Origin of the sequence: uncultured Thalassolituus sp., from assembly GCF_950066645.1 — a bacterium.
Classification (GTDB): Bacteria; Pseudomonadota; Gammaproteobacteria; order Pseudomonadales; family Oceanobacteraceae; genus Thalassolituus.
The window spans coordinates 36,842-59,150 of the sequence record NZ_CATMFB010000010.1 but is presented as its reverse complement, the minus strand read 5'-3'; the positions used below and the strand labels follow the sequence as shown (position 1 = coordinate 59,150).

General features: G+C 54.0%; 20 protein-coding genes. 8 read left to right on the top strand and 12 right to left on the bottom strand.

The window, feature by feature from the left end:
* Nucleotides 1-103: 103 nt before the first annotated feature.
* The 3 genes from Q1L85_RS10395 to Q1L85_RS10385 all read right to left on the bottom strand — a co-directional run bounded on the left by Q1L85_RS10395 (nt 104) and on the right by Q1L85_RS10385 (nt 3,629).
* Nucleotides 104-619 carry a GspH/FimT family pseudopilin gene (locus Q1L85_RS10395; RefSeq protein ID WP_300427229.1) on the bottom strand — a complete coding sequence of 172 codons (516 nt, stop codon included), beginning with the start codon at nt 617-619 and terminating at the stop codon, nt 104-106.
* An 84-nt stretch (nt 620-703) separates the two neighbouring features.
* A complete protein-coding gene (locus Q1L85_RS10390) occupies nt 704-2,017 on the bottom strand; it encodes a sigma-54 dependent transcriptional regulator (protein ID WP_300427231.1) in 1,314 nt (437 codons plus the stop codon).
* 94 nt (nt 2,018-2,111) lie between these two features.
* Nucleotides 2,112-3,629 carry a HAMP domain-containing sensor histidine kinase gene (locus tag Q1L85_RS10385; protein ID WP_300427232.1) on the bottom strand — a complete coding sequence of 506 codons (1,518 nt, stop codon included), beginning with the start codon at nt 3,627-3,629 and terminating at the stop codon, nt 2,112-2,114.
* Between the two features lie 74 nt (nt 3,630-3,703).
* On the opposite strand from Q1L85_RS10385, the gene Q1L85_RS10380 reads away from it, so the two are divergent.
* Complete coding sequence (locus Q1L85_RS10380; protein ID WP_300427233.1) at nt 3,704-5,338, top strand: NAD+ synthase; 1,635 nt, start codon at nt 3,704-3,706, stop codon at nt 5,336-5,338.
* Nucleotides 5,339-5,382: 44 nt separating this feature from the next.
* Here the strand turns inward: Q1L85_RS10380 and Q1L85_RS10375 are convergent, their stop codons facing one another.
* The gene (locus Q1L85_RS10375) at nt 5,383-6,480 is read right to left on the bottom strand and encodes a fatty acid desaturase (protein WP_300427234.1); all 1,098 of its coding nucleotides are present in this window, start codon (nt 6,478-6,480) and stop codon (nt 5,383-5,385) included.
* Between the two features lie 122 nt (nt 6,481-6,602).
* On the opposite strand from Q1L85_RS10375, the gene Q1L85_RS10370 reads away from it, so the two are divergent.
* A complete protein-coding gene (locus tag Q1L85_RS10370; RefSeq protein WP_300427235.1) occupies nt 6,603-7,616 on the top strand; it encodes an AraC family transcriptional regulator in 1,014 nt (337 codons plus the stop codon).
* A 24-nt stretch (nt 7,617-7,640) separates the two neighbouring features.
* Here Q1L85_RS10370 and Q1L85_RS10365 read toward each other — a convergent pair whose 3' ends face one another.
* From Q1L85_RS10365 to Q1L85_RS10340, 6 genes are read right to left on the bottom strand one after another with little or no spacing between them, the layout of a single operon-like run.
* Entirely contained in the window at nt 7,641-9,008 is a 1,368-nt protein-coding gene (locus tag Q1L85_RS10365) for a tetratricopeptide repeat protein (protein ID WP_300427237.1), read from the bottom strand.
* 11 nt (nt 9,009-9,019) lie between these two features.
* On the bottom strand, nt 9,020-9,682 hold the full coding sequence (locus Q1L85_RS10360) for an energy transducer TonB (protein WP_300427239.1): 663 nt from the start codon (nt 9,680-9,682) through the stop codon (nt 9,020-9,022).
* 13 nt (nt 9,683-9,695) lie between these two features.
* Nucleotides 9,696-10,103, bottom strand: coding sequence for a biopolymer transporter ExbD (locus Q1L85_RS10355; protein ID WP_300427240.1), 408 nt, complete (start codon nt 10,101-10,103; stop codon nt 9,696-9,698).
* A gap of 5 nt (nt 10,104-10,108) precedes the next feature.
* Nucleotides 10,109-10,462: a MotA/TolQ/ExbB proton channel family protein gene (locus tag Q1L85_RS10350; protein WP_300427241.1), complete on the bottom strand. Its 354-nt coding sequence runs from the start codon at nt 10,460-10,462 to the stop codon at nt 10,109-10,111.
* Nucleotides 10,459-11,790 (bottom strand): MotA/TolQ/ExbB proton channel family protein, encoded by a 1,332-nt coding sequence (locus tag Q1L85_RS10345; RefSeq protein ID WP_300427243.1) that lies wholly within the window; start codon nt 11,788-11,790, stop codon nt 10,459-10,461. Before Q1L85_RS10345 ends, Q1L85_RS10350 begins: the two co-directional genes overlap by 4 nt.
* Complete coding sequence (locus Q1L85_RS10340; protein WP_300427244.1) at nt 11,787-12,584, bottom strand: DUF3450 family protein; 798 nt, start codon at nt 12,582-12,584, stop codon at nt 11,787-11,789. The genes Q1L85_RS10345 and Q1L85_RS10340 overlap by 4 nt, the downstream gene beginning before the upstream one ends.
* Before the next feature lie 201 nt (nt 12,585-12,785).
* Here Q1L85_RS10340 and Q1L85_RS10335 point away from each other — a divergent pair, with 201 nt between their 5' ends.
* Together Q1L85_RS10335 and Q1L85_RS10330 are read left to right on the top strand one after the other, a co-directional pair.
* The gene (locus Q1L85_RS10335) at nt 12,786-14,999 is read left to right on the top strand and encodes a TonB-dependent siderophore receptor (RefSeq protein ID WP_300427246.1); all 2,214 of its coding nucleotides are present in this window, start codon (nt 12,786-12,788) and stop codon (nt 14,997-14,999) included.
* Between the two features lie 86 nt (nt 15,000-15,085).
* Nucleotides 15,086-15,766 (top strand): Fe2+-dependent dioxygenase, encoded by a 681-nt coding sequence (locus Q1L85_RS10330; RefSeq protein WP_300427248.1) that lies wholly within the window; start codon nt 15,086-15,088, stop codon nt 15,764-15,766.
* A 5-nt stretch (nt 15,767-15,771) separates the two neighbouring features.
* On the opposite strand, the gene Q1L85_RS10325 is transcribed toward Q1L85_RS10330, so the two are convergent.
* Complete coding sequence (locus tag Q1L85_RS10325) at nt 15,772-16,866, bottom strand: alpha-hydroxy acid oxidase (protein ID WP_300433083.1); 1,095 nt, start codon at nt 16,864-16,866, stop codon at nt 15,772-15,774.
* A 171-nt stretch (nt 16,867-17,037) separates the two neighbouring features.
* On the opposite strand from Q1L85_RS10325, the gene Q1L85_RS10320 reads away from it, so the two are divergent.
* The 4 genes from Q1L85_RS10320 to Q1L85_RS10305 are packed head-to-tail and all read left to right on the top strand — an operon-like array spanning nt 17,038 to nt 20,378.
* The gene (locus tag Q1L85_RS10320) at nt 17,038-17,634 is read left to right on the top strand and encodes a PepSY-associated TM helix domain-containing protein (RefSeq protein ID WP_300428391.1); all 597 of its coding nucleotides are present in this window, start codon (nt 17,038-17,040) and stop codon (nt 17,632-17,634) included.
* 10 nt (nt 17,635-17,644) lie between these two features.
* On the top strand, nt 17,645-18,163 hold the full coding sequence (locus Q1L85_RS10315) for a DUF2271 domain-containing protein (protein ID WP_300428393.1): 519 nt from the start codon (nt 17,645-17,647) through the stop codon (nt 18,161-18,163).
* 10 nt (nt 18,164-18,173) lie between these two features.
* Complete coding sequence (locus Q1L85_RS10310) at nt 18,174-18,998, top strand: DUF4198 domain-containing protein (RefSeq protein ID WP_300428395.1); 825 nt, start codon at nt 18,174-18,176, stop codon at nt 18,996-18,998.
* Nucleotides 18,999-19,001: 3 nt separating this feature from the next.
* Entirely contained in the window at nt 19,002-20,378 is a 1,377-nt protein-coding gene (locus Q1L85_RS10305; RefSeq protein ID WP_300428397.1) for a sulfite reductase subunit alpha, read from the top strand.
* 10 nt (nt 20,379-20,388) lie between these two features.
* Here the strand turns inward: Q1L85_RS10305 and Q1L85_RS10300 are convergent, their stop codons facing one another.
* Nucleotides 20,389-22,263, bottom strand: a complete 1,875-nt coding sequence (locus Q1L85_RS10300) for a diguanylate cyclase (protein WP_300428399.1) — start codon at nt 22,261-22,263, stop codon at nt 20,389-20,391.
* Nucleotides 22,264-22,309 lie beyond the last annotated feature (46 nt).

Below are 22,309 nucleotides of genomic sequence, written 5' to 3'. Positions count from 1 at the left end.
CAGCCTGTATCTTGCCTTATCTCTCAAACTTTATATTAGCGCGGCTTCACAGTTACGCAGATTGATTGCCGACCAGCGGCATAAGAGCGACTACAGACGGAAATCAATAGCGCTCTCTCGCTCCCATTCTTACTCTTCCTGTGCCATGAATGACGATGCTGGCGCTATGTGTGGAAAGACCTTCCAGCTTATATCTCAGGGTGCCATTGAACCCCAAAGAGTCACCTGCAGGGCTGAATGTGACAGCTCTTCTGCCGGGGTACTGACGTGAAATCCGGTCATCGCTGACCGCTGGTATTCGTCGTAGTACCCGTTCATTGTCGTCGAGAATCCGGTTGTCGTTGCTGTCTTCAAAAACGGAAATTTCATCCATCCACTCAGGGCAACATTCGTTACTGTCATCAAGGGGACACAGAGATACCGCGCGGTCGTGCAGAACCGCATGACTGTGTGCATCTGAAAACAAGGCGTACAACACACGCACATCGTTGCTTGCCCGCTGATTTTCGAGCAGCCGCTGCAGGGCGGGCAACCCGGCTGAGGCGATCAGAAGAACGATCGCGAGACTGATGAGTAGTTCGGTGAGGGTGAAGCCTTTGCTGACATGTCCGGTCTGCATACTGTTTCCTCCCTGGAAAGCGAGGAAACAACATAGCAGCCGTGACAGTCAGGTCACTCGGTGAAGAGGCTGATTTGCAGGCGGTTAATCTATGCCTAATTTCTTACATCTGTATCTCAGAGCCCTGAAGCTGATCCCCAGCTTTTCGGCTGCTGCAGTTTTGTTCCAGCGGGTGGCCTGAAGCGCTCCTTCGATGGCCTGACGTTCAAGGCGTTCCAGGTAGCCTTCCAGGTCAGTTACCGTGCCGCCAGGAGGAAGGTCAGGTGCGGTGGGCGGCATGGACGTCAATTGCAGATCGGATGCCTGAATCACCTCGCCCTCCATCATGGTGAAGGCGCGCTGCAGCACGTTTTCAAGTTCACGGACGTTGCCCGGAAAGGGGTGTGACGTCAGCAGAGCCAGTGCCTCAGAGGACATAGAAACGTCAGGCATATCCCAGGCCAGCGCATAGGTATGAAGGTAGGACTGTACTATGGTCGGAAGGTCTTCCGGGCGATTCGCGAGAGCAGGTACCGCGAGGTTGACCACGTTCAGGCGATAATACAGGTCCTGTCTTAATGATCCGTTGGCGACCAGAGTTTCAGGGTCAGCCGTGGTGCCTGTGATGATCCGGACATCGGAGTCATCATCGCTCAGATAGCCGGGGCGGCGGAAACGTCGCTCCTGAATCAGGCGCAGTATACGCCCCTGCAGGTCATGGTTGAGGTGCTCAATCGCGTTGATAAACAGAGTGCCACCATTGGCTTCGGTCACCGCCCCGGTGTGGCTGTTACTGCCAAAAATTTCCTGCTCGATTTCATCGACGCCCACAGAAGCGCAGTTGATAAATATAAAGGGAGCGTCGTGGCGACTCCCGAGAAGATGAATGGCCTGTGCGAAGTCTTCTTTGCCAGAACCCGCCGGTCCTCTGATGACCACGGGTGCCTGTGTCCGTGCAATTTTGTGGAGGTCAGCGCGTAACCGGCTCATTGTGGCTGAACCTCCACTGAGGATATTCAGACACTGTGGCGGCAATACTCCCGGAACCCGGGATAGCCGCAGAGCTGCCGTTGCCAGGTCGCGCAGGCGGTTGGTGTCGATGGGCTTCGCGACCACATCGAAAGCGCCGGCTTTCAGTGCCGCGACACCGGTTTCCATATTCCCGAAGGCGGTAATCATCGCCAGGGGCATATCGGGATACTGCCGTGCACAATGATGTATCAGCTGTATTCCATCGCCGTCGGGCATTTTCATATCGGTGATGCAGAAATGGAAGGTGGTGTCTTCAAGTGCCTCCATGGCCTCCCGGACATTGGCAGCACCCGTACATTTAAGCCCCATGCGCTCCAGCGTCATTGTTACCAGCTCGCGGATGTCTGCTTCATCATCGACGATCAGGGCTGATAATTCCGGTGCCATATTTCCTGTTCCTTAAAATGTCATCACTGACTATAAGTCAGTATGTGTCTGCTGTCGGCTGTTTTGCCGTGCGGGTGTGAATCGTCGCACAGAATTATTCTGCATCTTTCATCCGTATACGAAAGAGAGCGCCTCCCGGATGTCCGGCGTAGCTGATGTCTGCTTCATTGGCCTGACACAGCTCCCGGCAGAGATACAGACCCAGACCAGTCCCTTCTGGTTCCGTTGTGTGGAATGGCTCGAACAGACGCTCCTGCTGTTCAGGGCAAACACCCCCGCCATTGTCGCTGACATCAAGGATAGTGTGGGAATGATCGCCACGCATCACCGTCAGGGTCAGTTGGGGTTTATCCGTATGAAGTCTGCGTGCGTATCGCAGGCCGTTGTTGCAAAGGTTGTTAAGTACCTGGACAAGATGGTCAGCATCAAACCTGACCTGGGGCGAATCCTCACTGTGGATGACAAGATCGAAATCGTTCTGCGGATGCAACTCCAGAAACTGACGCTTAAAACGATCAAGAAACGCCGCCAGCTCAAGCGGTTCACATCTCGCCTGTCGCCCCCGGGACAGTTGCAGAATATCGGCAATGGTACGGTTAATTCGCTGACTGTTGTCTTCAATCATTCGTGTGAGACGTTGGTTTTCCGGGCTCAGGCCGGGTGTTTCGCTCAGAAGTTGCGAAGCCTGTTGCAGTGCTGACAGCGGGTTACGGATCTCGTGAGCAATACTGGCGGTCAGGCGCCCGAGTGACGCCAGTTTGATCTGCTGGGCCTCAGCCGCTACCCGGGTGTCGTCTTCAATCACCAGAAGAAAATCGCCGTCGGTATCAGGAATGGAGATACGGGACACCGTCAGCGGCTGTGCGCCTGATAACTTTTCTGAACGGAAGATATGTTCAAGCGCAGGGGGAAGTTTTTCTCCCGCTCGCAGAGGAAACCAGTCTGCCGCCTGCTGGTTGAAAAACAGGATCTGCTGGTAGCGGGTACAGGCAATGATACCGTCGGGCAGTGTCATCAGCGCCTGTTGACTGAGTCGTTGCAGGCGACGCGCGTTATACGCCTGATCCTGCGCAAGGTCGATTGCGGTGCGGATACGACGTGACAATAGCTGGGTAATGGTCGCGATAGCGAAGGTGATCGCTCCATACACCCCGGTATTGGCGGTATCAGACAACCCGAATTCCCCATGCAGAATATGCTGCGTATAAAACACCGCCAGACTGAGCCAGGCGGCTACGCCGTAGCCCAATACTCCGGGCGCGAGCAGGTTCGCCATAATCACCGGGATCAGCAACAGGCTGGAGAAGCCTGCTGCCAGCCCTCCCGATGCGTACATCATGCCGGTCAGAAGCGCAGTTTCGATGAACATATAGCTGGTGGTGGCCTGAGAATCCGGCCGCCGGTTAGCGATAGCGACAAAGGTCGCAGCGCTGATAACGTACACAGACGACAGTATCAGGAAGAGCTGAGGTGCGCGTTCACCGAGTAGTCTGTCCTGCTTATCAATGCTGTCGACGACGATGATCAGCAGGGCGAGAAACAGAGAGTAGTATCCGTAGAGACGCAGAAGGCGGTTGCCACTGCCGGCTTTGGAAGTTGGAGAGAGTTGCATCCTGTGTTTCCGGTTTGCGTCCAGGAGCGTATTTCCAGACAATACGCGTGATTTTTAAAGAGTACCCGCAGTCCATGTCCAAGTCACTGATTCAGCCACTCAAGATTGCTCTTGCACAATGTAACTTTCATGTTGGAGATATCCCCGGAAATACCGAACGGATCGCCACGGCAGCACAGCGGGCGGCGGAGTCCGGCGCTTGGCTGATTGTCTTCAGTGAGCTGGCTATCACCGGTTACCCACCCGAAGATCTGTTGCTGCGTCCAAGTCTGGCGTTACGCGTGCAGGAAGCTCTGGAACAGGTTGCGCGTATCAGTGAGACGATTGCCGTCGCTGTTGGCTATCCGATGTGGATCGACGACCGTCTGTATAACTGCGCCGGTGTCTGGAACAGGGGAGAATGCATTGCCCAGTACTGCAAGCAGGAATTACCGAATTATCAGGTCTTTGATGAAAAGCGGTATTTCAGTGCGGGTGATCAGGCCTGCGTCTTTGAACTGGCGGGCGTTCGGATCGGCCTGACTGTCTGCGAGGACGTATGGTTTGATGCTCCGGTTGCTCAGGCCGCGGACACAGGGGCTGAGCTGATGCTTAATCTGAATGCCTCGCCGTTTCATATGGGCAAACAGGAAGAGCGTCTGCAGCTCATCAGTCGTCATGCCCGTCAGCATGCGATGTCATTCCTCTATGTGAATCAGGTCGGGGGGCAGGACGAACTGGTATTTGATGGCAGCTCATTTGCCACAGACCGCAAAGGTGACTGCGTTTTGCAGCTGCCGTCGTGGAACGAAGCCGTGGCGATGGTGGAGTATCACGCAGGGCGTCTGAGCGCGGTCTCAGCATCAGTGCCTGCGCGGGAAGACGATCTTGCGGCTCTCTATCAGGCGTTAGTTCTGGGAGTCCGGGATTATGTTAATAAAAACCGGTTTCCAGGTGTCGTGCTGGGGCTGTCTGGGGGGATTGACTCAGCACTGACCCTTGCTATTGCCGTTGATGCTCTTGGCCCGGAGCGGGTCAGGGCTGTGATGATGCCTTTCACATATACCTCAGGTATGAGTAAAGAGGATGCCGCCCTGCAGGCGGATGCCATGGGTGTTCGTTATCAGTCGATATCGATTGAACCAATGTACTCTGAATTTATGTCAGCCCTCGCCGCAGATTTTGATGGGCTCAGAGTCGATACCACAGAAGAAAACCTGCAGTCGCGTTGTCGTGGCGTTTTACTTATGGCGCTGTCTAACAAAACCGGATACATGGTGCTGACCACCGGAAACAAAAGCGAAATGGCGGTGGGATACGCCACCTTGTATGGCGATATGGCTGGTGGTTATGGCGCGTTGAAGGACGTGTATAAAACCCGGGTATTTGCACTGGCAGAGTATCGCAACACGTTATCGCCGGTGATTCCACAACGCGTTATCGACCGTCCGCCCTCTGCCGAACTGGCTCCGGATCAGGTCGATGAAGACAGTCTGCCACCTTACCCTGTGCTGGACGATATTCTCGAGCGCTACATTGAGCATGATGAAAGCGCCGAACAGATTATAGCCGCGGGGCATGTGCGGGAAGATGTGATGCGTGTTGTTCGCCTCGTTGACATCAACGAATACAAACGTCGTCAGGCACCGGTGGGAGTGAGAGTTACCCGCCGTGGCTTTGGACGTGACCGACGCTACCCGATAACCAACGGCTGGAAGGCCGGAATCTGAGCAATAAAAAACCCGGCGATGCCGGGTTTTTTATTGCCTGTTTATCAGGCAGCGGCTTTTTCTGCCCGCTCATTCATACGGTTTGCACGGCGGAAGGTGCCCATATCGTTAAAGCGGATACCGTGGCGACGCAGTACTTCATGGCTCTCTTTTTCACCGAGATGACGGATATAGAATGGGTCGCGGACGACAAAGTGATGAATGGCATGCGTGCTGCCGAACTTGAAGCAGAACAGGTGTAATGGCAGCAGATACCATTTATCCATGACCTGGCATTGCTCGTGAATAATGCCGGGAGTGTTATCGCCATAGTAGTGCATATTTGACGAAATAAAATGCAGGCAGAAGGTGCGTAACACATTGGGCGCAATCAGAATCACAACGGTCGCTGTTACCCAGGCTTCCTGAGCCAGAAGCCACTCAGGCCACGCAATGTGAGTACCCAACATCCATGCGACTCCATTTGCCAGGTGGAACAACACAAAACCGTGCCACAGGGTGTAGGCAATATAGCCGATGGGATTAAAGCTGAGGGCACCGATAATGCGCAGATTTTTCAGATCGTTGCGGTTAATTTTTCCCTGTTTCATCAGCTTTTTAGGAACGACGAAGTACTTTCCTGCGCGCAGGTAAAACGCAAGCATGTTATCGCCGACCATCAGAAACCGTTTCCAGTCCCATTTTTCGCCATTCGTGATTCCACGCTCTTCCAGATCTGTTTCGGTGCCGGACACTTTGTGGTGGTGCAGGTGAACATGGCGCCGCACCCATGGATTCTGCGTCAGAGGCCGGGCCAGGTAAACGCCCGCCATCATCAGGTGGTGCCAGAACGGCTGCTTGCGGAAATACATGTAGTGAATCAGGTCATGCTCAAGTTCATGCAGCAGAGACGTCCAGAAGGCACTCAGTACGATCACTACCCATGCAGGCATCAGGCCTTCCAGCCAGAGCCAGCCGTTAAGAGCCATACCGGCAAGGCTGACGAGGAAGATGGCCATGCCGATGCCATCCTGATGTTTCATCAGCCATGGATGTCGGGCACGCACCTGATCACTCACCGCCATCAGATCGCGCTGAATTTCACGGTCTTTTGCGCGCAGCGCCTGAAAGCGCTCATTGTTTTTATCGGTTGTCGCTGTCATACAATATACTCCAGTTAACATGGTCAGCACCGGAACACAGGCGCGACCAGACAATAATAAAGTACATAAAACAGTTGGAAGATGCCTTGCCGTCGCTGCCAACCTGTTGACCGGAGATGCCAATGACCCATGAAGCCCGTGCTGTGGCGATGTTCCTGCGCCCCCTGGCGACACTGCTGCGCCAGCACGGTATCGCACCTGAGCCTCTGTTCGCGCAGCATGGAATCTCCGTTGAGGATACCCGCCAGCCTGAAGCCAGGGTCAGTGTTGCTCACACTTCCGAGCTGCTGACAGAGGCAGAACACCTGCTGGATGATCCATCGCTTGGCATCAACATGGCCCGGCATAGCGAGTATTCGGCGTTTGGTGGGCTGGGGCTGGCATTGTCTGCAGGCGGGAGCTTACTCAGCGTACTGCAACGGATGGTGCGTTTTCATCGCCTGATTTCTAATGCAGTGCGCACAGAGCTGATCAGTGAAGAAGACAGAGTCATTGTCCGGTTTTACGCCGACGCCGGCCACACGCCACATCATCAGGGGATGCTGTATGTCATGGCCAGTCTGGTCAGACTGGTCCGAATCCGGATAGATCCGGCACTGAATCCGGCGGAGGTCTGGGTCGCGTATGGCGCGCCAGATTACCTGCAATGTATCGGTCGTTATTTCCGGGTGCCACCCCAGCAAGGCGATTTATATCAGATTGTCTTTTCCCGCAACGATGCGGAAGCCGAGCTGCACTCCAGTGAACCGCAACTGGCCGCGATGATGGAAGCCTCGCTGAATGAGCGTCTGGCTGAGCAGGAACGGGGGTCATTACTGATTCAGCTGTCGCTCTGGCTGGAAGGACGTTTACCTGAGGGAGAACCCTCACTGGGAGATGCGGCAGAGCGTTTTCATATGAGTGTGCGAAGCCTGCAGCGTCGTCTGAGCGATGAAGGCATGACATGGAAGCAATTACTGGAAAATACCCGGCGTACGCTGGTCGAAAGGCACCTTCATCAACCCGGAATGACAGTCACACAACTTGCGTTTCTGTTAGGGTTTTCAGACGTCAGCGCATTCAGCCGGGCCTTTAAAAAATGGTATGGAGTGGCACCCAGTCAGTTCCGTAGCGGGGTGCCGCGCGCGACGGAATAATCAGCCCCGGTCGGGGAAACCACCTCAGGGGCGGTTTCTGACCAGGTTACGAAGTGAATGCATACTCGCCCGCAGATCGGTGCGGTCCGGGTTGTTACGTACGACTTCGCCCAGAATTTTCAGAGCGCTGTCGTAGTTACTCTGTTCTATTTCAGCCTGAGCCTGACCAAGCAGGGCACGCTCTTCGAGCCCGGGCAGGGGTTCTGCGCGCTGATAGTACATAATGGCCTGCTGATATCGTTTCTGGCCGCGCAGTAAGTCGGCTAACGTCATGATCGCCTCGCCCTGGGTCGGGTCCTGGCCGATGGCATGTTTCAGCGACTTTTCCGCCCCTGCGAAATCATTTCTGAACATCGCCATTCTTGCCCGGCTGACGGCCAGCTGGGCCTTCGCAGGTGCCGAAAGTTTTGCTTTTTCGGTGCGGCTCAACAGCGTCTGCAGAGTCTTCCACTGCTGTTGTTGTGCGAGCCATGCCGCTGCCTGAACCAGGGTGTTTTCGTGGGCGTCTGTCACGCCTTTGCCGATGTTCTGGTCTGAAGTCATCAGCTCGACCGCGCGCTCTGGGCTGCCCGACGTCAGATGCAGTTGCGCTGCCGTAATCATATTTGCTGGCTTGTTGTTACCCAGTGACAACGCGCTTTCCAGGCTGCTCAGTGCGACCAGCGGATTGTCCTGCTGCAGGGCAATCTGACTGCGGAGCAACCAGAGTTCAGGGTCATCACTGCGCTTTTCGAGCATCTGCTCGACCATGGCCTGTGCCTGTGGCAACGCCTGGGCACGGGTCAGGGCGTAAAGCAGGCCCTTTGACCATTCTTCATTATCCGCATCAAGAAACAGGGCTTGCTGGTAACCCGCAACCGCACTTGCGGCATAGCCAGACTGCAGATTCAGATAGGCGAGCTGACCGTAGAGTTGAGCGCTCTGGTCGCCAAGCTCAATGGCACGTTGCAGATGCGGCCGGGCTTGATCGCCCTGGTCGCTACGCAGATATGCCAGGCCCAGGCTGCGTTGCGAGGGTGCAAAATCCGGACGCGATTTAACGGCCTTCGCCAGATACTCGATCGCTTTTTTATCTTTATTGTTGGCCAGATAGATCTGGCCGCGCATCAGCGCCATAGAAGCACTGATGGTCTCTTTTTCTGACTGTTCTGACTCCCAGTTGTCGAAGGCGCGTTCTGCTGCTTCGTAATCGGCGGCTTTCAGCAAGGGTTGAATTTCCCGAAGAAATGTCCGCTCTTCAGAGGTCAGTTCGATGGTTTGCAGTACCTGGTTATCTATCAGAAACGACCAGGAAGGTTCGGCCAGAGAAAGTTCCAGATTCGCCGCCTGAGTTGACAGGCTGACTATCAGGAGACAAGGCGCCGCGAGATATTTTTTTAAAGAATTAAACATAACAGTGAATCTCAGGATTTAATTTCTATTGGCCAGATAAACCGTGCCCGGACTGGCCGCCCCTCTTTCTCAGGGGGAGTGAACCGGCTGAGTTTAATCAGTCGATGAATTTCTTTATTTAATTCAGGGTAGGGGTTTTCAATGATGCGATTCAGGGTAAGTCTGCCTGTCTCATCGATGGTGACCTCCAGCCGCAGTGATACCTCTTTAATTCCACGTCTGAGCAGACTGTTGGGCATAGTAATGCTTGCCTGAGTCAGAAGTTTCGGCAACCCATCAAGCTGATCAAGATTGAACACATCCAGATCGGGTGCGAGGTTATCAAACACCGGTTGAATGGTAGTGATCTTAGGTGCCTCGGGCTGATTCAGAACGATTTCTTTGGGCACATCTATTTCAGGAACGATGGCTCCCTGACCCGGTGCCGAGACATCAATAGGCACGTCTACCTGAGGTTGTGTTACAGGCTGCGGTGGTGGTGGCGGAGGCGGAGGCAGTGCAACACTGATGGTCCGTACTTCCAGTACTGGCTCGGCCATTTCCGGAAGCCTCTGACCTACCAACAGTATAGCGAGGGTAAGCAGCAGCACACCTGCGGCCGCCGCCGAGGCAATACTCTGCTTACGCCAGTTTACTTTGCGCACAAGGTCATTGGCATTCGCTCGCAGACTCATAAACAGATCACCCTCATGGCTTGAGCGCAGCAATACTGACGTGTTCTGCGCCTGCCAGTTTGGCTTCGTCAATCACCGCCAGAAGGCGCTCGGCTTCAACAAGCCGGTCTGCCTGAATAACTACCGGGCGTCCGCCCTTATCCTGCCCCTGCGAGACAACACCGCGGACACCGGCGACACCGATATTACTGCCGTCATAGACGACATCACCGGTATCCGTGACAGCGATAAGAATAACGTTCTGATCCAGTGTGGTTGCAGACACCGCCTGAGGCTTATCTACTTCAACACCGGTTTCGCGAACGAACACTGTGGTTACGATAAAAAAGATCAGCAGAATAAATACCACGTCGATCAGGGGCGACATGTCGATCCCCTGAGTTTCCTGCTGCTCCAGACGTTGCTGAAGACGACTTTGCACGGTGCTCAGGCCTCCCGACGCTGGCGGCTTTGCAGCGCGCTGTATACCAGCCAGGCAGGCACAGCACAGAGCAGGCCGAGCTGGGTGGTCAGGAGAGCATCGCCGATACCGGAACTGAACAGTTCCATGCCCGATAATCCGTATTGCATTGCCGTGAAGCTGTCGAGTAATCCAATGATGGTCCCGAGCAGACCGAGCAGCGGCAGAATACTGATCAGTACCGGGCTGACAGAGTCTTCGCAATCTTTCTCGGGGGAAAGCCAGTGCGTCGCCAGGCGCTGATAGCACACGAGTGCAACCAGCAGAATAATCCAGCTCACTGAGCTACTGGTAATGTCCGAAATAAATTCTGTAATCATGCTGGTACAGCCTCCTGAGTATTCTGAGAATGCTCTTTCTGTGGTTCGGAATCCTGGCTGAGGAGAACCGCAAAGTTCTCCAGGGACAGATAGTAAGCACGGGCGCGACGTGACAGTAACGAGTGCACAACGAGCGCCGGAATCGCGACGACAAGCCCCAGCTCTGTGGTGATCAGGGCCTGAGAAATACCGCCGGAAACGACTTCAGGGTTCCCGGAGCCGAACAGTGTCATCATCCGGAATGTTTCAATCATGCCGCTGACCGTACCGAGGAGACCCAGCAGAGGCGCCACTGAGGCTGTGATAGCGATAGCGGTCAGACGCTGTTCCAGTTTCACACGGTACTCCTGAAGCTGCAGGAACAACTGGTCATCGCGTTCGCGCGGCTGACGGATTTCACGGGCGATATCAAACAGTCCCTGTTGCATGCTGCCCGCAGAGAACACACTTTTGCCGGTTTCAACCGCGTTGCGCAGAGCAGCAGGGGTGAAGCTTACGACCTGAGGCAGACGCAGTAACTGGAAGGCCTTGAGTACGCCGATTACCAGTGCAATGAGTGCAAACAACAGAATTGGCAGTGCCCAGACGCCCCCTTTCTCGAGGTGATCAAGGATGCTTTCGTCAGGAATCTGATCAAACTGGCTCAGGCTCGGATCGAAATACAGGACCGCTTCCTGTCCCTCTTGCAGAGCTGTTAATGCGGATGCGGCGTCTGATGGCAGGTGTTTTATCGACTGCCATTCACCCTCTTTACTCGTGACTGAGTAGGCCTGACCATCGGCGATTGCCCAGTGAACTGGTCCGAGACTGAGCAGCTCAGAGCTCACGATATCACCATTGTCGAGGGCAAGTTCTACTGGTCTGAAGGTTGGCTCTAACCAACCCTCACTTGCTGACGCAATGTCAGCAATCTGTCGTAAACGCTGCTCGGTCGAAACGGTTTCACCGGCAATGGCGGTCGCAGAACCGCTTTGCTGGCGCAGGAACTGCTGAATCAGATTGTTCTGATAATTCCGTTGGCTGATCCAGCCGTTGAGACGCTCCTGTAATTTCGTCAGACTGAGATTTTTCTCGTCTTCAAGCCGACGTGCTGCCGCAGTCTGCTTCTCCAGGCCACGCACATCACGTTCCAGGGCGTTAATCTCACGCGCGAAGCTGGCACGTTCGCGACTGATCTTCTGCTCGGTCGTGTTGAGCGAACTCTGCGCACTTGAGATGCGCTTCTGTAAGTCGGCGTCTACCTGAGCGAACGCTGGGGCGGCTACTGAAAGTATCAGCGTGCTGAACGCTGCTCCCCGAAGGAAGCCAGATGGAGAAAAGCGTTTCATGGTTGTACCGCTCCTTTAGCACTGACGGAGGTAAAAGGTAATGGAACGATGGTGGCGGGAACCTGCTTCTCCGCGACGGCAATGGCGCGCAGGACAGCATCACTGTCGATATCATCGCGGAATCTCCATACCCACTGGCCATCTTCAACAGAACCCGTACCCGTGTAAGTACCATCAGCACTACTGAACCAGGCTTGTGACGCGCCCAGATACACCTGCCGGACCAGGACACTGTCAGTGGCTTCGTCGGGAGTCAGGCGCATGCTGTGAAGCGTTACCCGTTCATTAAATTCCTTCAGGCTGCTTAGACGCGCCAGTTGAAGGCGAAGTTGATTGCTGCTGTCTTCGCCGGCTGCGCTGTCCCAGGTGGATTGTAGCGGCGGTGGCAGCATGGGTTTGAATGCATCGAGGCGGGCAGCTAATGCTGAAATTAACGCTTCAGTTCCAGCCTGTTCGGCTTCCAGTTCAGACTGCTGTTGCAGCAACTCTTCGCGTTTCTGATCAACTTCATCGCCTTTCTGATCCCGTCTTTCGAGCATGTTTGTCAGCTGCTCTTTTTCAGCTCTGAGCAATTCAAGGCGTTGCTCGGCCAGGGGTTTTTCTTCCTGCCAACGAGTGATCAGGCGTGTCGTCTGTTGCTCGGTCTGTAACCACTGTCGCGTCAGATCGTCTATCTGATGCGCGGTGGTATCCGCTGCCAGAGACACTGACGGCGTGAGGCAGATGGCAGATGCTAACAAGACCCGGCAAGGGAAGGAGAACTGCTTTAGAGCGTGAAGAACAGGTCGGTTCACAAAAGCTCCTCAAGTGAGAATGTTTATCAGCTACGAATGTAGATGCGGCGTATTCTGCACCAAAACAAAAACTAATGACAGAGAAAATACAAATGAGAAAGATTTGCAATTACGAATATTTACACTTAGGATGCCGCCCCACTGTCCATGAGACAGCACAGGTTTACACCACTTGACTCAACGTTTTGGGGAAACGAGATCATGAAAAACAACACATTCAAACGAAGTGCACTGGCACTGGCTGTCACTGCAGCCCTGCCAATGGTAGCGAATGCTGCAGAAGAGCCACGCGAACTGCCTGTTACTGAAGCCGCCGCCGCAGAAGAGCAAGGCTATAAGGTCGACAAGGCCTCTTCTCCAAAACTGACTCAGTCAGTGGCTGATACACCTAAAACAATTAACATTATCTCCGGCGACGTGCTGGAAGATCAGGGTGTCACCAGCCTGAACGATGCTTTGCGCAACGTTGCTGGTGTATCTACGTTCGGTGGTGGTGAAGGCGGTGGCGGTGTTATTTCCGCTAACGATAAAGTCACCATCCGCGGTTTCGATGCGCGCTCAAGCATTTATGTTGACGGCATCCGCGATGTCGCTGGCTACAGCCGCGATATGTTCAACTATGAACAGGTTGAAGTGGTAAAAGGTGCGAGTGGCAGCCTTGATGGCCGCTCTACTGGTGGCGGTAGCGTTAACCTCTCAACCAAGCGTGCTCAGCAGGATTCATTTGGTTCTGTGTCTGCGGGTTACAACACATTCGATACCAAGCGTATTTCAGCTGACGTGAACGAACAGTTCTCTGACACCGTTTCCGGCCGCGCTAACCTGCTTTATACCGATGGTGGTGACATCTTCGATAATGGCGAAGAAAACTACCAGACCAAGGCTGCTGCAGGTTCCATTCTGTTCAAGCCAACGGACGCGACAGGTATTACCTTCGACGTGCTGATGATGGAACAGGACAACGTTCCTGTTCTGGGTCTGCCTTTTGTGACCGAAGCCGCTGCTGAAGCAACTGGCCTGGCAGAAGGCCCGATTGATTCTGATGGTTGGGACAAAGTGTATACCGTTAAAGGGCGTGATTACGAAGAAATCAGCACCCGTATGTACACGCTGGTTGTAGACCACCAGGTGGCTGACGGTTTTGCACTGCGCAGCCAGACGCGCATCGGCTCCAATGAAAAAGAATCGGTACTGGGGCGCCCATGGTGGGGTTCTGATGGCGACAACAGCCTGCTGAATGCTACCCGCACCCAGAATATCGATGAGAAAAACGAGCTGTTTGTTACTCAGCTGGACGCGATTTTCAATATCGGTGGTGATGATCTGTCCCAGGACATCGTTGTGGGTGTTGAATACGCCAAAGAGAAAAAAACCTCATACGGCGTTTCAGCAGACTTCACCTACTACGATGCGGCTGGAAACGAACTGGAAAACCCAGCAATTGACCCTGTGAATTACAGTAATGACCTTACCTCCACCGGTGGTCTGACCCGTACAGGTGATGATGCAACAGGTGAAGGCAAAACTCTCGCATTCTATGTTCTGGATACCATCAAAATTGCAGATACTTTCCAGATCGACCTTAACGCGCGTTACGACGATTACGAGCTGACTGGTGATGCATGTAGCCGTCGTAGTGGTTGTACTGAAGGCCTGGATGCTCAGGAAAGCTACTTCAGCTACGGTGCTGCTGTGAGCTACTTCGTTACTCAGAACGGTAACGTTTATCTGGGTTACAGCAATGCGCAGCAGCCTCCGGGTACCGACCTGGCACTGAGCACCAGCGAAGATGCAAACGGAATGGAGCCAGAGTCAGCCAAAACTATCGAACTGGGTACAAAATGGGAACTGTTTGATCAGAACCTGTTGCTGAGCGCAGCGATTTTCCAGACGACAAAAGATGTCGTTGATTCCGAACGTGTCACTGACAGCGAAGGTAATAATGTTACCAACTATTACCTGACCGGTGAGCAGAAAGCGAAAGGCTTTGAACTGGGCGCGGTAGGTCAGATCACTGACAACCTGTCACTGTCCGCCAACTTCGTTAAGCTGGATACTGAAGTTACTCAGGACATCGATGAAGAGTCAGAAGGTAACGGCCTGCAGGGCTCTCCTGATAAAACAGCTAACCTGTGGGTGAGCTACGCCGCACTGGAAGACAAACTGAATGTCGGTGGTGGCCTTAACTACAACTCTGGTGAAACCTTCTGGCGCCGTAACATGGCGTACTACGAAGTTGACGCCTACACCACTGCGTACCTGATGGCGTCTTATCAGGCAACGGAAGATCTGAAGGTGCAGCTGAACGTTGATAATGTCACTGACAAAGAATATGTCACTGACTACAGCGCTAAAGGTCACTTCCTGCCGGGTGCTCCTCGCAGCTTCGCACTGAACGTAAAATACGACTTCTGATTCCGAAAATGTCGTGACAAAAACCGGGCCTTTGTGCCCGGTTTTTTTTATACTTCCGTCCGAATTGTTAATCAGAGTAGCTTGTCATGCTGATCCGGGTTCCTGAATTTATCAGTAAAGAACAGGTCGCCGAGTGTCGTACACTGCTGGAAAATGCAGATTGGGTAAATGGCAGTGTGACTGCCGGTCCTCTGGCGGCCATGGCAAAGAATAACTTGCAGCTTCCGGAAGCCTCACCTGTCGCGCGAAAGCTCGGCGATTTTATTCTCTCTGTCATCGGGCAGTCTCAGGAAGTACTGGCCGCAGGCCTGCCGAACAAAATATACCCGCCCATGTTTAATTGCTATCAGGGTGGCGGCGAGTTTAATTATCACGTTGATAACACGATCCGTCGTGTCGCCGGAACGGCCGTTAAAATCCGCACCGATATCTCGATGACATTGTTCCTCTCGGAGCCTGAAGAATATGAAGGCGGTGAACTGATTATTCAGGATACTTACGGTGAGCAGCGGGTGAAATTTGCCGCCGGTGACATGGTTCTCTACCCCTCAACGAGCCTGCACAGGGTGACTCCTGTCACGGAAGGGCGGCGACTGGCCTCATTCTTCTGGATGCAGAGTCTCGTTCGCAGCGCTGAACAGCGCCGAATGTTATACGACCTTGATAAAAGTATTCAGGCCCTCACCCGGGAAAACCCGAACAATCCTGAGTTGGTTCGTCTCGCCGGGGTTTACCATAATCTGCTCAGGCAGTGGTCTGACACCTGAGCCCTTCATACCTGCCTCGCTGGCTGCCATAAGCAGGCGGGGCTGATATCTCCCAGTGTTTCACACCCACAGAGCGCCATCGTCAGCTCAAGCTCGTCGCGTAACAGGCGAAGGGTGTGGGCAACGCCCATTGCTCCAGCGGTGGCCAGCCCGTACATCACGGGTCGCCCGATCATCACGGCATCAGCACCCAGTGCGATGGCTTTGAATATATCGGTTCCGCGGCGGATACCGCTGTCCACAATCAGTGGGATTTTTTTATCGACCAGCGCAGCGATCGTGGGCAGAACTTCGACAGGAGAGGGCAGCGTATCTAATGTTCTGCCGCCGTGGTTAGAAATAATCAGACCATCAACGCCTTCATCTAATGCGATGCCGACATCAGCAGGATTTATCACGCCCTTAATAATCACCGGCAGGCGTGTCTGTGCCTTCAGCCAACGGACATCTTTCCAGGTCGGAGCCCGACTCATCAGACCCTGAAAAATCATGCTTTCCCCCGCCTGTACCTTACCATTCTGTTCAGGTTGACAGTTCACGGCTCTGACGTTGTCCGGTAACCGGAAGCCGCTGCGCTGTTCACGATTTCTCAGGCCGTTTACCGGAGCATCGACGGTCACGACGATGGCACTATAACCGTGAGCTTCGGCGCGTCTGATTAATGCCAGAGTCTGCTCGTGATCCGCCTGAAAATACAGTTGGAACCATTTGGGGCCTTTCGATATCGAGGCCACGTCTTCGATAGTGCTACTTGCGAGAGTGCTCAACACAAACAGCGCATCCTGAGCCGCCGCTGCGGCAGCACTGGCTAATTCACCATCCGGATGAGCCAGTTTCTGATACGCGACTGGTGCTAACAGAATCGGGTGAGCCAGTGTTTCATTCAGAAGGGTCAGTGACGTTGTGCCGCGGCTGACATCAACCAATGTCCGGTTGAGCAGACAAATGTCCCCGTAAGTCCTCTCATTTCTACGTGCGCTGTATTCGTCCGCGGACGCCCCGGAGATATATGCCCAGGCCTGATCGTTCAGCGCCTCCTGGGCATAGCGTTCGTAGTCACTCAGGCTGGCGATGTCGCCGGGAATAGTCGTTGCCTGCATCTGTCTGCTCTGGTTGTGGTCTTCAGCAGGGATTGTACGTTCGTATCCGGTTAATGCATAGAATTGTAATAGTGCAAATAATAATTAGTCGCATTAATGTTAGTCTGTTAGTATCTGGACCGCATTTTCAGGCGCACGGGGCGCCATAAGTTATTCAGTGACAGGGCTCTCATGAAGTTGACTTCCATGCTGGGAACGGTGCGTCAGTGGCACTGGATCAGCTCGGCGGTGTGCCTCGTAGGCATGATCTTATTTGCGTTTACCGGCATTACATTGAACCACGCGGCGGACATACCGGCAGAGCCAGTACGTAACACGATCGAAGACGATGTCTCTCCCGGAATACTCAGCGTGTTAGAAGGGCGAAGCGAGGGGGCGCTGCCACTTGCGGTCAGGCGTTGGCTGGCAGATCAGCACGGTATTCTGGCCCCCGACAGCGAGGCCGAGTGGGACGGCGCAGAAATCTATCTGGGAATGCCAAAACCCGGAGGCGATGCCTGGCTCAGCATCGATCTTGAAAGTGGCAGCTTTATTTATGAAAACACCGATCGCGGGATAATTTCTTATCTGAACGACCTGCATAAGGGGCGCAATACAAACGCTGCATGGTCGTGGTTTATCGATATTTTTTCGGTGTTGTGTCTGGTTTTTTCGTTGAGTGGTCTCTGGCTGCTTGCACGTTATGCGAAGCAGCGTCCGGGTACCTGGCCTCTGGTCACCCTGGGCGTTGTCGCTCCTCTCATCTTACTTGTTCTGGCTGCGCATTAAGGAGACGCCAATGAAATTTTATAAAACCGGACTCATGATGGCTGTACTTGCCACATGTGCGCAGGTTAACGCTGCAGATCTGAAAGTATCTGTTGAAATTCCTGAGCTGGAGGTTGCCGAGTATCACAAGCCTTATGTTGCTGTCTGGATCGAAGACAGCAGCAATAAAGTCGTGAGTAACCTGGCCGTCTGGTACGACGTAGACATGCGTAATGGTGGCGGTGAAAAGTGGCTTAAAGACATGCGTCAGTGGTGGCGTCGAGCAGGGCGCGCCATGGAAATGCCAGTCGATGGTGTCAGTGGTGCTACTTACGGACCCGGTTCCTACGACATGGAATTTACTGCAGGTAAAGCGCCGCTCTCTGAACTTCAGCCCGGAAAATACCGCCTACGTGTAGAAGCCGCCCGCGAGGTAGGCGGACGTGAGTTGATTAATGTGCCTTTTAACTGGCCACAGAATAATCCAGTGACCTTTAAAAAGCAGGGTAGCTCTGAACTGGGCACCATTGAACTGACCATCAAACCATAAGGAAAACCAGATGAAAAAGAATCTATTCAAGCCCCTGGTAATGGGTGCATTACTCGTCGGAACTCTGTCGGTTGAAGCGCACCGTGCCTGGGTGGTTCCTCAGGAGACTCAGCTGGCCGGTGAAGGACGCTGGGTGGCTTTCGATGCGGCAGTATCAAACGATATTTTTGTCGCTAATCACGCTGCCGGTCGTTTTGATGATCTGGTTGTCCTTAAGCCTGACGGTAACACTGGAAAAATCGACAATCTGCATAAAGGTAAAAACCGGACTGTGTTTGACGTAGAGCTGGATAAAGAGGGGACATATAAGATTTTTGTCGCCAGCACCGGCCTGCGCGCAATGTGGGAAGAAGATGGTAAGCGTCGTATGTATCCAGGGCGTGGCGAACAGTACACGGCTGAGGGATTCGCTGAGAACGTTCCGGCAAAGGCAGACAAACTGAGTGTTATTCAGGCGTCCCGTCGTATGGAAACCTTCGTTACGCTGGGAGCAACAACTGACGGTACGCTCAAACCTACCGGCGAAGGTCTGGAAATGGTGCCGGTGACACACCCGAATGACTTGTATGCAGGCGAGAAAGCGACCTTCAGGTTCCTGATCGACGGTAAGCCCGCTAAGGGCGCCGAGTTGACCGCTATCCGTGAAGGTACCCGTTACCGTAACAGCCAGGATGAGATCACGGCCGTCGCCGATAAAAAAGGTGACGTCAGTATCAGCTGGAACGGTGCCGGTCGCTACTTCGTTGAAGTGGAATATCAGGACGATAAAGCCAGGAAACCGGCAACTGAGCGTCGTGGCACTTACATCACAGTGCTCGAGGTTCTTCCGGACTGAGTTATGCTGAGTGCTGTTCCATATTTCCAGACCGGGTTACTGATACTGGTCTGGATTCTCTTTTCGCTGTGGAGTTACCGCGGTGTCATAGCGCGCTTCAGCGAGGCCCGGAAGCACTCAGATTCTGATCTAATTGTGGCCTACGCCAGCGAGAGCGGTTCTGCAGAAGCGCTCTCGACCCAACTTGCTGATTGTCTGCGAGCCCAGGGCGCCAGCGTTCAGCACCTTTCTCTGAATCAGGTGACGCCTGACCGGCTCCGGAGCCTGAAAACACTACTGATTATTGCCAGTACCTATGGTGAAGGGGATGCTCCTGACAACGGGCGCTTTTTTATTCCCGCACTGAAAAAAGCCGCAGGCCAGTTTCCGAGACTGAAGTTTTCTGTACTGGGGCTCGGCGATACGAATTATGAGCATTTCTGCGGATTTGCTGATGCCATTAATTCCAGCCTGCTGGATGCTGCTGCCAGCACTCTGGCGCCGTTAGTGGCTGTAGACCGGAACGACCCGGAGGCCATCGCCTCATGGTTCTGGCAGTTGGATGAGCTGGGCATGATTGATTATGGCGGTCTTCATCAAACGGACAAGGTGTCGCCTGACGGGCAGAATCATCTGTACGAGCTGACCCTCAGTGAGCGTCGGTATTTAAATCGCGGCAGTCCGGGAGCACCGTTATACGAGATACAGTTTGCCGTGCAGGAGCCCCTCGACTGGAACGCCGGTGATATTGTCCAGCTGCACCTGAACGGACAGGTACGTGAATACAGTATTGCGAGTGTTCCGCAGGAAGGCGCGCTCAGATTACTGGTTCGTGAACAGAAGCATCCAGACGGCCGTCTGGGACTGGGGTCGGGCTGGTTATGCCGGCTGGCAGAGCTGGGCTCGGTGTCTTCATTATCGTTGCGCAGTAATCCTTCGTTTCATTGTCCTGCTTCGACCGGGAAGTTAATTCTGATTGGCAATGGCTCTGGTCTGGCGGGCCTGCGCGCGCATCTTAAAGCCCGTGAACTGACTGGTAAACACGACAACTGGCTGATTTTTGGAGAACGTTCTCCGGAGACCGACCGGCACTGGGACGACGAGCTGTTACGTTGGTACGAATCAGGTCATCTGGCTTATCTCGACAGAAGCTTCTCGCGCGCGGGCGACGACGACCTGAATGACCTCGGAGGCTCGGCCAGCTGCGGGTATGTTCAGGATGTTGTGATGGTCAGAAATGAGCGTCTTATGCGTTGGATCCGCGAAGGGGCAACAATTATGGTGTGCGGTAGCCGCAACGGCATGGCTCAGGATGTAGATCACCTGCTTTGCAGACTCTTCGGTGAAGAAGCGGTGACAGAACTGACGGCAGCAGGTCGCTACCGTCGGGATGTGTATTGAGTGAAGTCTGTTAAGCGGCGGGGCCCAGCGTTTCAGAACGCGTGACCTGGTTTCTGCCGTTTTCTTTCGATTGATAAAGGCAGGCATCCGCGACACCCAGCAGTTTTTCCTGCTGTCCGGGGTAAGTTGGAATCTCGGCGGCAACACCGATACTTACCGTCATGATCTTTTCGTGCTCCCCCTGAGTCACTTTTGACTGAGCAAAGGCCTTGCGCAGCACTTCGCCCACCTGAGCTGCACGCTCTTCTGTGGTCTTTGGTAAGACAACCACAAATTCTTCACCGCCGTACCGTGCGGCAAACGCGCCCGGCATGGTCACCACCTTGCGGATCAGCTGCGCTGCGCGGACGAGACAGAGGTCACCAAAGGCATGGCCATGCTCATCGTTGAGCTTCTTGAAGAAGTCGATATCGACCATCATGACACTGATCGGGTGCTGATCTTTGTAGGACTGCTCGTAATGGTCGCGGAAAACCTGATCAAAATAGCGCCGGTTAAACAGCTTGGTCAGACCATCGGTGACGCTCAGTTCTTCCAGGCGACGGTTAGCTTTTTCGAGGGCGGCGGTGCGCTCTTTAACTTTGTTATCCAGTTCTTTATTCATGGCCATCTGCATGTCCAGCAGCTTGGTCTGCGAATTCACCCGCAGCTCGCGCTCCTGGTTCATTTTGTCGGCAAAGGCGATCGACAGCAGAGACAGTTCAGCAATAAAGCCGATCGCGAATGCCTGATTCCCGAGTTCAGTACTCGGAATCCGTCCGGTCGTATCCAGCAGGTACCAGGCAATGAATACCAGATGCACGAACCACGCGATGGTAAAGAGGCGCGCTGATTTCATGCCCAGCACCCAACCTTTGATACCGACATAGAGACCGCAGGCGACACCGATCAGCGCGATACTGTACGCCATCGAAATAATGAGGCTGTACGGCACGGTAAAGCTGGCAATACTCATCACCGTGAGGACAAACAGCATCAGATAGGCGACACCCCGGTCCATGGCTGATCCGAATTTCTGCAGATCAACGAAGTTGAGTACGAAGGCAATGGCGGTGACCTGCACAAAGGGAGACAGGAAGGCGATCACCTGATTGTTCACTCCCGGATAATCGCTCCAGAAATACTGTTCCCCAAATCCGAACATGGCCATCTGCATAAACCCAGCGGTGGCCAGATAGATGACGTAAAGCAGGTACGAAGTCTCACGCAGTGACAGGTACAGGAAGCTGTTGTAGATCATCATAATCATGATGATGCCGAGAAACGCACCCGCCCACAGGTAGAGAAGTTTCTCTTCTTCTGCGGCATCCGTGTACGTCAGCAGATCCAGCGGTATGACCAGCGGCCCTTCGGTGGCGATACGCAGATAGATTTCCTGCTCTTCCGCAGTGGCAGCATCGAGGGGGAACCAAGGCGTACGTTGAGGAATCGGACGCACATTGAACGGGCGCAGGTCGCCGGCTTCGAAGTGGCGCAGCAGACGACCGTGCTCAAAGAGGTAGAGATCCACGTAATCATGATGTGGATAATTCAGGCGGATCAGCGGCTGTGTGAACGCAGAACTGACGCCGCTGATACGCACCCGTGCCCAGATAGGGCGATCAATCTGACCGAAGTTACTGTTTATGGTGTCGCGGCGTTGCCAGTCGGATTCCGGCCGGACGAGGATCTGCTCCAGAGTTTCTCCCGGGCGTTCGTGAACGAACTCCAGCAGGGGCAGCAGGCTGACTTTTTCACTACTGAAGTGAGCCGTCTCAATGGCTTTGGCGTGCTGGGCCAGCAATGCCATCAGCAGCAGGCAGCAGGACAGAAAGGCCTGACGGATATGCACAGAGAGTGCGGGGGTGGGAAAACTATCCCCGTGAATTCGTTTTGGAACCGTCATCCTGGGACCTGAAACTCCAGTGAAATGAGTACTTTAAACCTAGTTC

Coding starts and splice junctions, on each gene's coding strand:
- Q1L85_RS10335 (WP_300427246.1), top strand. CDS start 12,786: ATGAAAAACAACACATTCAAACGAAGTGCACTGGCACTGGCTGTCACT.
- Q1L85_RS10310 (WP_300428395.1), top strand. CDS start 18,174: ATGAAAAAGAATCTATTCAAGCCCCTGGTAATGGGTGCATTACTCGTC.
- Q1L85_RS10365 (WP_300427237.1), bottom strand. CDS start 9,008: ATGTTTAATTCTTTAAAAAAATATCTCGCGGCGCCTTGTCTCCTGATA.
- Q1L85_RS10385 (WP_300427232.1), bottom strand. CDS start 3,629: ATGCAACTCTCTCCAACTTCCAAAGCCGGCAGTGGCAACCGCCTTCTG.
- Q1L85_RS10380 (WP_300427233.1), top strand. CDS start 3,704: ATGTCCAAGTCACTGATTCAGCCACTCAAGATTGCTCTTGCACAATGT.
- Q1L85_RS10330 (WP_300427248.1), top strand. CDS start 15,086: ATGCTGATCCGGGTTCCTGAATTTATCAGTAAAGAACAGGTCGCCGAG.
- Q1L85_RS10315 (WP_300428393.1), top strand. CDS start 17,645: ATGAAATTTTATAAAACCGGACTCATGATGGCTGTACTTGCCACATGT.
- Q1L85_RS10370 (WP_300427235.1), top strand. CDS start 6,603: ATGACCCATGAAGCCCGTGCTGTGGCGATGTTCCTGCGCCCCCTGGCG.
- Q1L85_RS10320 (WP_300428391.1), top strand. CDS start 17,038: ATGAAGTTGACTTCCATGCTGGGAACGGTGCGTCAGTGGCACTGGATC.
- Q1L85_RS10300 (WP_300428399.1), bottom strand. CDS start 22,263: ATGACGGTTCCAAAACGAATTCACGGGGATAGTTTTCCCACCCCCGCA.
- Q1L85_RS10395 (WP_300427229.1), bottom strand. CDS start 619: ATGCAGACCGGACATGTCAGCAAAGGCTTCACCCTCACCGAACTACTC.
- Q1L85_RS10325 (WP_300433083.1), bottom strand. CDS start 16,866: ATGCAGGCAACGACTATTCCCGGCGACATCGCCAGCCTGAGTGACTAC.
- Q1L85_RS10345 (WP_300427243.1), bottom strand. CDS start 11,790: ATGAAACGCTTTTCTCCATCTGGCTTCCTTCGGGGAGCAGCGTTCAGC.
- Q1L85_RS10305 (WP_300428397.1), top strand. CDS start 19,002: ATGCTGAGTGCTGTTCCATATTTCCAGACCGGGTTACTGATACTGGTC.
- Q1L85_RS10350 (WP_300427241.1), bottom strand. CDS start 10,462: ATGATTACAGAATTTATTTCGGACATTACCAGTAGCTCAGTGAGCTGG.
- Q1L85_RS10390 (WP_300427231.1), bottom strand. CDS start 2,017: ATGGCACCGGAATTATCAGCCCTGATCGTCGATGATGAAGCAGACATC.
- Q1L85_RS10375 (WP_300427234.1), bottom strand. CDS start 6,480: ATGACAGCGACAACCGATAAAAACAATGAGCGCTTTCAGGCGCTGCGC.
- Q1L85_RS10360 (WP_300427239.1), bottom strand. CDS start 9,682: ATGAGTCTGCGAGCGAATGCCAATGACCTTGTGCGCAAAGTAAACTGG.